The 12545-nt window shown below is 68.3% G+C and carries 13 protein-coding genes; 9 read left to right on the plus strand and 4 right to left on the minus strand.

What is annotated here, in order from left to right; all coding sequences use genetic code 11:
• Window positions 1–2: 2 nt before the first annotated feature.
• The 7 genes from LPC04_RS09575 to LPC04_RS09605 are packed head-to-tail and all read left to right on the plus strand — an operon-like array spanning window position 3 to window position 7273.
• Entirely contained in the window at window positions 3–659 is a 657-nt protein-coding gene (locus LPC04_RS09575) for an NADH-quinone oxidoreductase subunit J (RefSeq protein ID WP_275681994.1), read from the plus strand.
• Window positions 656–973 carry an NADH-quinone oxidoreductase subunit NuoK gene (nuoK, locus tag LPC04_RS09580; RefSeq protein WP_275681995.1) on the plus strand — a complete coding sequence of 106 codons (318 nt, stop codon included), beginning with the start codon at window positions 656–658 and terminating at the stop codon, window positions 971–973. The genes LPC04_RS09575 and nuoK overlap by 4 nt, the downstream gene beginning before the upstream one ends.
• Before the next feature lie 8 nt (window positions 974–981).
• Window positions 982–3141 carry an NADH-quinone oxidoreductase subunit L gene (gene nuoL, locus LPC04_RS09585; RefSeq protein WP_275681996.1) on the plus strand — a complete coding sequence of 720 codons (2160 nt, stop codon included), beginning with the start codon at window positions 982–984 and terminating at the stop codon, window positions 3139–3141.
• Window positions 3142–3163: 22 nt separating this feature from the next.
• Window positions 3164–4639, plus strand: a complete 1476-nt coding sequence (locus LPC04_RS09590) for an NADH-quinone oxidoreductase subunit M (protein ID WP_275681997.1) — start codon at window positions 3164–3166, stop codon at window positions 4637–4639.
• A gap of 19 nt (window positions 4640–4658) precedes the next feature.
• Window positions 4659–6140 (plus strand): NADH-quinone oxidoreductase subunit NuoN, encoded by a 1482-nt coding sequence (nuoN, locus tag LPC04_RS09595; protein ID WP_275681998.1) that lies wholly within the window; start codon window positions 4659–4661, stop codon window positions 6138–6140.
• A gap of 16 nt (window positions 6141–6156) precedes the next feature.
• A complete protein-coding gene (locus LPC04_RS09600) occupies window positions 6157–6792 on the plus strand; it encodes an NUDIX domain-containing protein (RefSeq protein ID WP_338055431.1) in 636 nt (211 codons plus the stop codon).
• Between the two features lie 10 nt (window positions 6793–6802).
• A complete protein-coding gene (locus LPC04_RS09605) occupies window positions 6803–7273 on the plus strand; it encodes a DUF1178 family protein (RefSeq protein WP_275681999.1) in 471 nt (156 codons plus the stop codon).
• On the opposite strand, the gene LPC04_RS09610 is transcribed toward LPC04_RS09605, so the two are convergent.
• From LPC04_RS09610 to LPC04_RS09620, 3 genes are all read right to left on the minus strand, one after another.
• Entirely contained in the window at window positions 7230–7880 is a 651-nt protein-coding gene (locus LPC04_RS09610) for a hypothetical protein (protein WP_275682000.1), read from the minus strand. The two genes, LPC04_RS09605 and LPC04_RS09610, sit on opposite strands and share 44 nt — an antisense overlap.
• A 216-nt stretch (window positions 7881–8096) precedes the next feature.
• A complete protein-coding gene (locus LPC04_RS09615; RefSeq protein ID WP_275682001.1) occupies window positions 8097–9533 on the minus strand; it encodes an FAD-binding oxidoreductase in 1437 nt (478 codons plus the stop codon).
• Between the two features lies 1 nt (window position 9534).
• Window positions 9535–9948, minus strand: coding sequence for a DUF2069 domain-containing protein (locus LPC04_RS09620; protein WP_275682002.1), 414 nt, complete (start codon window positions 9946–9948; stop codon window positions 9535–9537).
• Between the two features lie 19 nt (window positions 9949–9967).
• Here LPC04_RS09620 and LPC04_RS09625 point away from each other — a divergent pair, with 19 nt between their 5' ends.
• Entirely contained in the window at window positions 9968–11203 is a 1236-nt protein-coding gene (locus LPC04_RS09625; protein WP_275682003.1) for a YihY family inner membrane protein, read from the plus strand.
• A gap of 69 nt (window positions 11204–11272) precedes the next feature.
• Window positions 11273–11836 (plus strand): hypothetical protein, encoded by a 564-nt coding sequence (locus LPC04_RS09630; protein WP_275682004.1) that lies wholly within the window; start codon window positions 11273–11275, stop codon window positions 11834–11836.
• Window positions 11837–11851: 15 nt separating this feature from the next.
• Here LPC04_RS09630 and LPC04_RS09635 read toward each other — a convergent pair whose 3' ends face one another.
• Complete coding sequence (locus LPC04_RS09635; RefSeq protein ID WP_275682005.1) at window positions 11852–12430, minus strand: helix-turn-helix domain-containing protein; 579 nt, start codon at window positions 12428–12430, stop codon at window positions 11852–11854.
• Window positions 12431–12545: the final 115 nt, after the last annotated feature.

Consider the following 12545-nt stretch of genomic DNA (forward strand, 5'->3'; position numbering starts at 1 on the left):
CCATGACAACAACATCCGCCCTGTTCTACATTTTCTCGGCCGTGCTGCTGGCCTCGTCGTTCGGTGTGATCACCGCGCGTTCGACCGTGCACGCCGCGCTGTTCCTGGTGCTGGCGTTCTTCAACGCCTCATGCCTGTGGATGATGCTGAAGGCCGAGTTCCTGGCCATCACGCTGGTCCTCGTCTACGTCGGCGCCGTCATGGTGCTGTTCCTGTTCGTCGTGATGATGCTGGACATCAACACCGAGGAACTGCGCGTCGGCTTCTGGAAGGCGTTCCCGTTGGCGGCCCTCGTGGGCGTGCTGATCGCGCTCGAGATGGCGCTGGTGCTGATGGGCGGCTTCAGCCACGGCGCCGCGCCGGTGGCCGACGCCGCCGCGCTGAAGGCGGGCAACACGCGCCTGCTGGGCATCGAGGTCTACACGAACTACCTGTACCCGCTGCAGATCGCGGCCGTGCTGCTGCTGGTGGCCATCATCGCCGCCATCGCGCTGACGCTGCGCGAGCGCAAGGACAGCAAGGCCATCGACCCGAACCTCGCGCTGCGCGCGCGCAAGGCCGACCGCCTGCGCATCGTGAAGATGGCGCCGACGATCGAGGTCGCATCCGTCCCGGCCGCTCCCGCGGCGGAGCCGGGCAAAGAGGGAGGCAAGGCATGAATTTTTCCGACATCACGCTGCCGCACTACCTGACGCTGGGCGGCATCCTGTTCGCCCTCTCGGTGATCGGCATCTTCCTGAACCGCCGCAACCTGATCGTGCTGCTGATGGCCATCGAGCTGATGCTCCTGGCCGTCAACATGAACTTCATCGCCTTCTCCCACTACCTGGGCGACATGGGCGGGCAGGTCTTCGTGTTCTTCATCCTGACGGTGGCCGCGGCCGAATCCGCGATCGGCCTGGCCATCCTGGTCGTGCTGTTCCGCAACCGCGCCACGATCGCCGCCGACGAACTCGACGCGCTGAAGGGCTGATCCCAAACATGTCTGCCAACATCTCCCTCACCGAACTCGTCCTCGTGCCGGTCGCGCCGCTGGTCGGCGCGATCGTCGCCGGCCTGTTCGGCAAGCAGATCGGCCGTGCGAATGCGCACCGCATCACGATCCTGGGCGTCTTCATCTCCTTCGTCATCTCCGCGATGACGCTCAACGCCGTCGTCAACGACGGCTTCCATTTCTCCGGCACTGTCTACGAGTGGATGAACGCCGGCGGCCTGAAGATGGAAGTCGGCTTCCTGATCGACGGCCTGACCGCGATGATGATGTGCGTGGTGACCTTCGTGTCGCTGATGGTGCACATCTACACCATCGGCTACATGGAAGAGGATCCGGGCTACCAGCGCTTCTTCTCGTACATCTCGCTGTTCACGTTCTCGATGCTGATGCTCGTGATGAGCAACAACTTCCTGCAGTTGTTCTTCGGCTGGGAAGCGGTGGGCCTCGTCTCGTACCTGCTGATCGGCTTCTGGTTCAAGAAGCCGAGCGCGGTGTTCGCCAACCTGAAGGCCTTCCTGGTCAACCGCGTCGGCGACTTCGGCTTCATCCTGGGCATCGGCCTGATCGCCACCTACGCTCACACGCTGAACTACGGCGAGGCCTTCGACGCCTTCACCAAGGCCGGCGGCCTGGCCTCGCAGGCCTTCGGCATGGGCACCGACTGGATGCTGATCACGGTCACCTGCATCTGCCTGTTCATCGGCGCGATGGGCAAGTCGGCGCAGTTCCCGCTGCACGTCTGGCTGCCCGACTCGATGGAAGGCCCGACGCCGATCTCCGCGCTGATCCACGCCGCGACGATGGTGACGGCCGGCATCTTCATGGTCACGCGCATGTCGCCGCTGTTCGAGCTGTCCGACACCGCGCTGAGCGTGGTGCTGATCATCGGCTCGATCACCGCGCTGTTCATGGGCTTCCTGGGCATCATCCAGAACGACATCAAGCGCGTCGTCGCGTACTCCACGCTGTCGCAGCTGGGCTACATGACCGTGGCGCTGGGCCTGTCGGCCTATCCGGTGGCCGTGTTCCACCTGATGACGCACGCGTTCTTCAAGGCGCTGCTGTTCCTCGCGGCCGGCTCCACGATCATGGGCATGCACCACGACCAGGACATCCGCAACATGGGCGGCCTGCGCAAGTACATGCCCATCACGTACTGGACGTCACTGATCGGCTCGCTGGCCCTGATCGGCACGCCGTTCTTTGCGGGCTTCTACTCGAAGGACTCGATCATCGACGCGGCCTACACGAGCCACCTCTACGGCGCGGGCTTCGCGCAGTTCTCGGTGACCGCGGGAGTGTTCGTGACGGCGTTCTACTCGTTCCGCATGTTCTTCCTGGTCTTCCACGGCGAGGAGCGCTTCCGCAATCCGCCGTTCCCGATGGCGCACGCCGAGCCCGAGCTCGAGCTGGAAGAAGACGACGCGCACGGTCACGGCGCGCACGATGCGCACGGGCAAGCGCCCGCGCACGCGGCGCACGCGCACGACGACCACGCGCATGCCGACCATGGCCATGGTCACGACGACCACGGCCACGCGCACGAGCCGCACGAGTCGCCGTGGGTGGTGACGCTGCCGCTGGTGCTGCTGGCGATCCCGTCGGCCGTCATCGGCTTCATGACGATCAAGCCCATGCTGTTCGGCAGCTTCTTCGGCAGCTCGATCTTCTTCAACAGCGAGAAGCATCCGGCGATGGAAGAACTCGCCAAGGAGTTCCACGGCCCGGCCGAGATGGCGTTGTCCGCCTTCGCGCACCCGGTCGTGTACCTGGCGATCCTCGGCGTCGTGCTGTCGTACATCATGTACATCGTCAAGCCGTCGCTGGCGGTGAGCGTCGGCAAGAACCCGCTCATGGCGTGGATCAAGCGGGTGCTCGAGAACAAGTACTACGCCGACTGGTTCAACGAGAACGTGCTGGCCGCCGGCGCCCGCCTGCTGGGCCGCGGCCTGTGGAAGGGCGGCGACGCGGGCCTGATCGACGGCCTGTTCGTGAACGGCTCGGCGCGCCTGGTCGGCGTGATCGCCGGCATCGTGCGCCTGGTGCAGACCGGCCATCTCTATTGGTACGCACTGGTGATGATCCTGGGTGTCTTCGGTTTGATGACCTGGCAGCTCTGGCCTTACTTCCAGACCATCGCTCACTGATCAACGCCGGCGGAGAACAAGAATGATTTTTCTGAACCTGGCCATCTGGCTGCCGATCCTGGCGGGGGTGGTGTTGCTGGCGCTGGGACGCGACGACAACGCGCGTGTCGTGCGCTGGTTGTCGCTCGTCTTCGCGCTCGCGTCGTTCCTGGTCACGATCCCGCTGATCACGGGCTTCGACACGACGCAGGCGGGCATGCAGTTCTCGACCGACCTCACGTGGATCGAGCGCTTCAACGCGCACTACCACGTGGCCGTCGACGGCATCTCCGTGTGGTTCGTGCTGCTGACGGCGCTGATCACCGTGGTCGTCGTCATCTCGGCCTGGGAGGTCATCACCGAACGCGTGAACCAGTACATGGCCGCGTTCCTGATCCTGTCGGGCGTGATGGTGGGCGTGTTCGCGGCGGTCGATGGCCTGCTGTTCTACACGTTCTTCGAAGCGACGCTGATCCCGATGTACATCATCATCGGCGTCTGGGGCGGCCCGAACCGCATCTACGCGTCGTTCAAGTTCTTCCTGTACACGCTGCTCGGTTCGCTGCTGATGCTGGTGGCCATCGTCTACCTGTACATCCAGTCCAACGCGAGCTTCGACATCCTGGCCTGGCAGAAGCTGCCGCTGTCGATGACGGCGCAGACGGCGCTGTTCTTCGCGTTCCTCGCCGCGTTCGCGGTCAAGGTGCCGATGTGGCCGGTGCACACGTGGCTGCCGGACGTCCACGTCGAGGCGCCCACCGGCGGCTCCGCCGTGCTGGCCGCGATCATGCTGAAGCTGGGCGCCTACGGCTTCCTGCGCTTCTCGCTGCCGATCGCGCCGGACGCCAGCCACCACTGGGCCTGGCTGATCATCGCGATGTCCATCGTCGCCGTGGTCTACATCGGCCTGGTCGCGATGGTGCAGACCGACATGAAGAAGCTGGTCGCCTACTCGTCGATCGCCCACATGGGCTTCTGCACGCTGGGCTTCTTCATCTTCAACTCGCTGGGCATGCAGGGCGCCATCATCCAGATGATCTCGCACGGCTTCGTCTCGGCCGCGATGTTCCTGGGCATCGGCGTGCTGTACGACCGCGTCCACTCGCGCGACATCGCAGCCTATGGCGGCGTGGCCAACACGATGCCGATGTTCGCGGCCTTCGCGGTGCTGTTCGCGATGGCCAACTGCGGCCTGCCGGGCACCGCCGGGTTCGTCGGCGAGTGGATGGTCATCATCGCGTCCACCGGCTACAACTTCTGGATCGCCGCGCTGGCCGCCACCGCGCTGATCTTCGGCGCCGCGTACACGCTGTGGATGGTCAAGCGCGTCTACTTCGGCCCCGTCACCAAGGGCAGCGTCAGCCGCCTGAAGGACATCAACCCCCGCGAATTCTTCATGCTCGCGGTGCTGGCCGTCGCCGTCCTGGCGATGGGCCTGTATCCGAAGCCCTTCACCGACGTCATGCAAGTCTCGGTGGATGCACTGCTGAAGCACGTCGCCCAGCCCAAGCTGATCTGAGCGCCGCGGAAAGATTCTCATGAGCCATTTCACCTCGTTGCCGATCTACCCCGAGATATTCCTGCTGCTGATGACGTCCATCGTGACGCTGCTCGGCGTCGGGGGCTCGGAGTCGCGCCAGAAGACCACCTACATCGTCGCGCAGGTCTCGCTGGGCGTCCTCGCCCTGATGCACCTGGACGAACTCCAGCGCGCGCAGACCGTCTACGCCATGCAGCGCATGGTCGTGATCGACCCGCTGGGCCACCTGCTGGCGCTGGCCGGCACGCTGGCCACGATGATCACGCTGGGCTTCTCGCGTCCGTACCTGGCCTCGCGTGACCTTCTCAAGGGCGAGTTCCTGTCGCTGGCGATGTTCTCGCTGCTGGGCATCTCGGTGATGGTGTCGGCCAACAACTTCCTGGTCGTCTACGTCGGCCTCGAGCTGATGAGCCTGTCGCTGTACGCGCTCACCGCGCTGCGCCGCGACCATGCCGTGTCGACCGAAGCCGCGATGAAGTACTTCATCCTCGGCGCGCTGGCCTCGGGCTTCCTGCTGTACGGCCTGTCGATGATGTACGGCGCCACGGGCACGCTCGACATCCCGACCGTCTTCGAAGCGATCCACAAGGGCACGGTCAATCCGCAGGTGCTGACCTTCGGCCTCGTGTTCATCGTCGCCGGCCTCGGCTTCAAGCTGGGCCTCGCGCCGTTCCACATGTGGGTGCCCGACGTCTACCAGGGCGCGCCCACCGCCGTCACGCTGCTGATCTCCGGCGCACCGAAGCTGGCCGCGTTCGGCATCACCTTCCGCATCCTGGTCGAGGGCCTGTCGGGCCTCGCGACGGACTGGCAGCAGATGCTGATCGTGCTGTCGGTGGTGTCGATGACGCTGGGCAACCTGGCGGCCATCGCGCAGAGCAACCTGAAGCGCCTGCTGGCCTATTCGGCCATCGCGCAGCTGGGCTTCATGCTGCTGGGCTTCACGCCCACGGTCGTCAACATGGGCACGGCCGCGGCCGCCAACGGCTACAGCTCGGCGCTGTTCTACATCGTCACCTACGTGCTGACGACGCTGGGCACCTTCGGCCTGATCATGGTGCTGTCGCGCCACGGCTTCGAAAGCGAGGAGATCTCCGACCTCGCCGGCCTGGGCAAGCGCTCGCCGTGGATCGCGGGCGTCATGGCGCTGTTCATGTTCTCGCTGGCCGGCATCCCGCCGCTGGTCGGCTTCTACGCGAAGTTCGCCGTGCTGCAGGCGCTGGTGAGCACCGGCGTCAAGGGCTACATCATCCTCGCGGTGGTCGCGGTGCTGCTGTCGCTGGTCGGCGCGTACTACTACCTGCGCATCGTCAAGACGATGTTCTTCGACGAGCCGGCCGACACCACGCCGATCCGCGGCGAAGTCGGCGCCACCGTGCTGCTGGCGCTCAACGGCCTGGCCGCGCTCGGCTTCGGCCTGTTGCCGGACGGGCTGATGACGGCCTGCCGCGAGGCGGTCATCAAGGCCATCTCGACCTGATCGCAGGATCAATCGCGTGACCGACAAGAACGTGGAGCCCATCGTCGCCGGGGGCTCTGCGGTCCGCGCGATGGAGGGCGTCGACGAGCACCTCGTCGAACGCCGCATCCGCTCGGAGCTCGTCTACGAAGGCCACTTCCTCCAGGTGCGCCGCGACGAGATCCGGCTGCCCAGCGGCAAGACGGCCCGGCGCGAGCACGTGGTGCATCCGGGCGCGGTGATGATCGTGCCGATGACCGACGACGGCCAGCTGGTCGTCGAACGCCAGCACCGCTACCCGCTGGATCGCGTGCTGCTGGAGCTGCCGGCCGGCAAGCTCGATCCGCAGGAGACCACGCTGCATTGCGCGCAGCGCGAGCTGCGCGAGGAGACCGGCTACGCCGCGCGCGAGTGGGCCTACGCCGGCTGCCTGCACAACGCGCCCGCGTATTCGAACGAGTTCATCGACATCTGGTTCGCGCGCGGCCTCGTCGCCGGCGCGCAGCAACTGGACGACGGCGAGTTCCTCGACGTGCTGACCATGCCCGAGGCCACTCTGTTCGCGATGGCCGCCAGCGGCGAGCTGACCGACGCCAAGACGATGGTCGCGCTGCTCAAGCTGCAGCTGTGGCGCAGCGGCGCGTGGACGCCCACGTGGCAGCCCTCGGAGTGAGGGCCGCGCGATGAAGGTGCTCGATCTGCGCTGCGGTGCCGGACACGGCTTCGAGGGCTGGTTCGCGTCCGAGGACGACTACGGCTCGCAGCGCGAACGCGGCCTGCTCGATTGCCCGGTCTGCGGCAACGCCGACGTGATGCGCCTGCCGAGTGCGCCGCGGCTGAACCTGTCGGGCGCGCGTGCGCCCGAGGCCGCTGCGCCGGCGCCCGCGGCCGCGCCCGCGACGTCCACGGAACTTGCCGTCAGCAGCAACGCCGCCACGGCGCGCTTCGTCGAGGCCGTCGCCGAATTCCTGCGCAACACGCAGGACGTCGGGCCGCGCTTCGCGGAGGAGGCGCGCCGCATCCACTACGGCGAGAGCGATTCCAGGGCGATCCGCGGCCAGGCCACGAAGGAGGAGCGCGAGGCGCTCGCCGACGAGGGCATCGAGGTCTTCACGATGCCGGGCGGCCTTCCACCGAAGACGCCGCTTCAGTAGCGTCGCGCGACTCGTCGCCGGGCGCGAAGGGCTTCAGCGCCACGCGCGCGACGCGCGTCGCCCCGAGGTGCGAACGCGCGCCGTCGGTCTTGTCGGCCGCGCGCACCATCACCCAGTCGATGCGCGAGACGTCGTCGTCGGCACCCAGCTCGCCCAGATGGCGCATGAACTCCGCGCACAGCAGCGCCGAGGACTCCTCGCGCGCGGCCTGGCTCGGCACGCCGGCGGCGGCGGCGAACGAGCCGGGGGGCAGCATGCGCGTGCGATGCAGGGTCGCGATGCCCAGGATGTTCTGGTCGGTGTCGGCGTGGTCGCCGTAGGCGCGCGAGAGGTTGGTCGGCACGGGCGCGGGTGCCGGCTCCGTCGCCAGGAAGGCCTTCAGGTGCGCGGCGGACTGCCGCAGCGCTTCCTCGCCGCTGTCCAGGCCGCCGATGCGGCGCAGCACGCCGGCCAGGTCGGCATGCGGCGCGGCGCGGGCGGCGCCGCGCAGGTCGAGGATCCAGACTTCGGTCAGCGCGCCGGCACGCTCGCCGCGGCGCGGATTCTCGCGGGTGACGAGCGAGCCGTAGGCGACGTCCTGGCCCCAGTATTCTCGGCAGGGATGCATGTGTGACTTGTCTCCGGTGCGTCGCCATTCCGGACTCGATGAGCTGGACGGCGCGCTAGTTGTGGCAGCACTGTAGAGGCAGCGCCAGCCACGATCCAATGCCGAGTGGATCGACGCCCATGCACGATTTGCATGACGCCGCCGTGAAAGCGCGCGGGCCTTGTGCTACAGGTTTCCCCGCTGCGCGGTTACCCGTGCCTGTCTATGCAAGAGGCCTCAATCGGGCAGCAGCACGCCCGGATTGAGCAGCCCGCGCGGGTCGAGAGCCGACTTGACGGCGCGCATCATCGCCAGCGCCGGCGCGGGCTTGCGCGCCGCCATTTCCGGCCGCCTGAGCCGCCCGATGCCGTGTTCGGCCGAGAACGTGCCACCGAAGCGGGCGACGACGTCGTAGACGCAGGCGTTGGCGGCGTCCTCGTGGCTGGCGAGGAAGCTGGCGGCCTCGTTGCCCTCGGCCGCCTGGAGGTTGTAGTGCAGGTTGCCGTCGCCGAGGTGGCCGAAGGTGACGTGGCGCGCGCCGGGCACCACGGCCTCGAGCGCGGCGTCGGCGGCGGCCACGAACCCGGCCAGCGACGACAGCGGCACCGCGACGTCGTGCTTGATGTTGAGGCCCTCGACGCCTTGCGCCAGCGGAATCGCCTCGCGCAGCTGCCACAGCGTGCGCGCCTGCAGCTCGTTGCGGGTGACGGCGATGTCGACCGCCTCGCCGCCCTCGATCGCCGACATCAGCGTGGCCTCGGCGCGTTCGCGCAGCACGTGCTCGTCATGCGGCGACGCGAGATCGATCAGCACCGACCACAGCGGCTGCCCCGACGCGTCGGCCAGCGGCAACGGCACGCGCAGCGCGGAGAAGTGGCGCTCGACGAGGGCCAGCGACGCGGCGTTCATCGCCTCGTAGCCCACCAGCTCGGCGTCGAACGCGTCGCGCAACCGCCGCATCAGCGCCACGGCGCCGGCGAGCGTGCGGCAGGTGGCCCACGCGGTGACGCCGGCGCGCGGCTGCGGGAACAGGCGCAGGGTCGCGGCCGTGATGATGCCGAGCGTGCCCTCGCTGCCGACGAACAGGTCGCGCAGGTCGTAGCCGGTGTTGTCCTTGCGCAGGCCGTGCAGGCTGCTCCAGAGCTCGCCCTGCGCGGTCACGACCTCGAGCCCGAGGCACAGCTCGCGCGCATTGCCGAAGCGCAGCACCTGCGTGCCGCCGGCGTTGGTCGCGAGGTTGCCGCCGATCGTGCAGGTGCCTTCGGCGGCCAGGCTCAACGGGAACAGCAGGCCGGCCTCCGCGGCGGCGGCCTGCACCTTCTGCAACGCGAGCCCGGCCTCGACGGTGATCGTCTGGTTGTCGGCGTCGACGCGGCGGATCGCGCGCAGCCGCTTCGTGGACAGCACGACCTGCGTGCGCGAGTCGTCGGGCACGCCGCCGCCGACGAGACCCGTGTTGCCGCCTTGCGTGACGATGCTGACGCCGTCCTCGCGCGCGCAGCGGCGCACGACGGCGGCGACCTCGTCCGCCGTCCCTGGCAGCACGACGCACAGCGCGCGGCCGCGGTAGCGCTTGCGCCAGTCGCGTTCCCAGGCGACGAGGGCCTCCCCGTCGCCGGTCAGCACGTGGGCCTCGCCCACGATCGCGCGCAGGTCGTCCAGCAGCGAGCTCATCTCAATGCGCGGCGCCCGTGTCGGCGGCCGACTGCGGGCGCCTCGCCACCGCGTGGCGCCAGCGCACCTGGGCCGCGCAGGCGACGAACAGCACGATGGACAGCGCCACCTCCGCGCCGGCGCACCAGTTGGCCGGCGCGCGGTCCGTGATGCGCACGAGGCCCTCGGCGACATAGCACCAGATCGCCAGGCTCAGCCAGCGGTACGTGTACATGCGGTGCTTCAGCAAGCCGGGCAGGGCGAAGACCAGCGGCAGCGCCTTCAGCACCAGCGTGCCGTGGCCGATGCGCGCCCACACGAGCTCCCAGGCGATGCTCAGCGCGATCAAGGCGACCGCCGATGCGACCGCGACCACGCGTATCGCGGACGTCACGCGATCGGGCGCGGCAGGGGTTGTCGTGGAGTCGTCGACCATGTTTGGCATGATAGTCGCCATGACGGTTTCCAAGACCTTGACGACACCCCTGGGCACGATGCTCGCGGGCCCGATGCAGACCCTGCGCAACTGGCCCTGGTTCGAGACGCTGCGCACGCTGCGCGCGCGCTTCCGCGACGACCGCCTGGGCCTGACCGCCAGCAGCCTGACGTTCACGACGCTGATCTCGCTGGTGCCGCTGCTGACGGTGATGCTGGCCGTCTTCACCGCGTTCCCGATGTTCGGCACGTTCCAGGCGGGCCTCGAGAAGTATTTCCTGCAGACGCTGGTGCCGCCCAACATCGCCAAGCCGGTGCTGGGCACGCTCACGATGTTCGCGACCAAGGCCAGCCGCCTCGGCGCCTTCGGCCTGATCGCGCTGGGCTTCACGGCGATGGCGTTGATGCTGACCATCGACCGCACGCTCAACGCGATCTGGCGCGTCAAGAAGCCGCGGCCGATCGCGCAGCGGGTGCTGATCTACTGGTCGGCCGTCACGCTGGGGCCGCTGATCCTGGGCGCCAGCCTGACGCTGATGTCGTACGCGATCTCGGCGTCGAGCGGCATGGTGCAGCAGATGTCGGGCGGCGTGAGCTTCTCGCTGTCGATCGCGGAGTTCGGCGTGCTGGCCACGGCGATGAGCGCGCTCTACCACTACGTGCCGCACGCGCCGGTGGCCTGGCGACATGCGGTGGCGGGTGGCCTGTTCGTCGCCACCGGCTTCGAGGTGGCGCGGCGCTCGCTGGGCTGGTACCTGACGCACATGACGTCCTACTCGAGCATCTACGGCGCGTTCGCGACGGTGCCGATCTTCCTGCTTTGGATCTACCTCGGCTGGGTCATCGTGCTGCTGGGCGCGGTGATCGCGGCGTACGCGCCCAGCCTGAAGCTGAACTTGGTGCAGCACGGCCGCGTGCCGGGCGGGCGCTTCGCGCTGGCGCTCGAGATCGTGCGCAGCCTGCAGCGCAGCCGCGAGGCCGGGGGGCACGGCGTCAGCGGTGTCGACCTCGCCGACAGCCTGCGCTTCGACCCGCTGCAGATCGAATCCGTGCTGGAGGCGTTGATGACGCTGGACTGGGTCGGCCGCCTCGACGAGGAAGGCCAGCCGCGCTACGTGCTGCTGTGCGACCCTGCGCGCACCGCGCTGGCGCCGCTGGTCAACGTGCTGCTGCTCGCGCCAATCGCCGCGCTCGCGTCGGCCCGTGGCAAATTGGGCGTCGATGCGATTCAATTGGCGGAGGTGCTGCCGCCCTGAGCCGCAGCGTGAACCGGACTGGAGCCTGCCATCCCCACGAGCTCGTCGTTTCCCCCGCCGCCCGGCGGCGTGCACATCTGGAAGGTGGTCGCTGTCGGCCTGCTCGCGGTCGTGGCGGCGCTGACCGTCGCGCTCGGGCGCGCGCGCTGGCACGTGCGGCTGGTGGACGTGCGCTTCGTCGATCATCGCGAGAAGGTCTCCGGCGGCGGTGCGGCGCTGAACATCACCGGCTACGCGATCGTGCGCGTCGAGATGCACCGCGACATGTTCCGGCTGGCACGAAACGAGAGCTCGTATCCGGAGGTGCAGGCGACGCTGTGCGACGGCGGCCAGCCCGTGGGGGCGTGGCGCGACCCGCTGCCGCTGGAGCGCGACGAGGCCAGCCGCCGCTTCGTCTACGCCGTGCTGATCCCGGCCCGCTACCGCGACATCGACCTGGCCCATGGCGGCGACCTCTGCCTGCGCTTCGTGGCGGTCGGCGCGAGCATGGCGCCATGGGCGCAGTCGAGCAACGTGCCGGTGAGCGTGCCGCCCGACGTGCGCGAGCAGATCGCGGCCTATGCGAGCCGCAAGGGCATCGTCGACGTCGCGCTGGACCCGGTGTGCGCCCCGCGCCTTTGCCAGCCTGAATGAGCGGCGCGCGAGCGCTCAGCTCGCGTGCACCACCACCATCAGCGCGCGCACGAGCGCCGAGGTCGGGTTAGAGATCGAGTGCGGCACGTCGACGACGTAGCGCGCCGTCTCGTTGGCCTGCAGCGTCGACACATCCGTTCCCGAGCGCACTTCGAGCGAGCCTTCGCCCAGCACGGTCAGGTGCTCGCGCGAACCCGGCTCGTGCGCCTCGGATTCGAGCCGGCCGCCGGGCTGCACCGTCAGCTCGTACCACTCGAACTGGCCGGCCAACTCGATGGGCCCGAGGATGCGCAGCTCGCACTTGCCGTCCGGGCTGCGCAGCGACGGCGTGGCGTGGCCGGCGACGGTGGTGATCGCGGGCAGGGCGGGGCGCTCGCCATCGAGCAGCTGGCCCAGCGGCACGCCCAGCGCGTTGGCCAGGCGCCAGACGACGGCCACGGTCGGGTTGGCCTGGTTGCGCTCGATCTGCGACAGCATCGACTTCGACACCCCCGCCAGCCGCGACAGCTCGTCCAGCGACAGCGCCCGCAATTGACGCAGTTCCGCCAGGGTATTGCCCACGCGGGGGGGCTCGACGGACAGGTTGCGGGTCATGATCGTTTTCTCGAAGTTCGATGCCCGGTCGCTTGACGAAAGCGCCGTTGTTTCCGATACTGCACGCCTGTTCGATATATCGAACAATGCAATTCGCATTGAACAAGATTGTGCC

The sequence above is a fragment of the Scleromatobacter humisilvae genome (assembly GCF_023231945.1).
Classification (GTDB): Bacteria; Pseudomonadota; Gammaproteobacteria; order Burkholderiales; family Burkholderiaceae_C; genus Scleromatobacter; species Scleromatobacter humisilvae.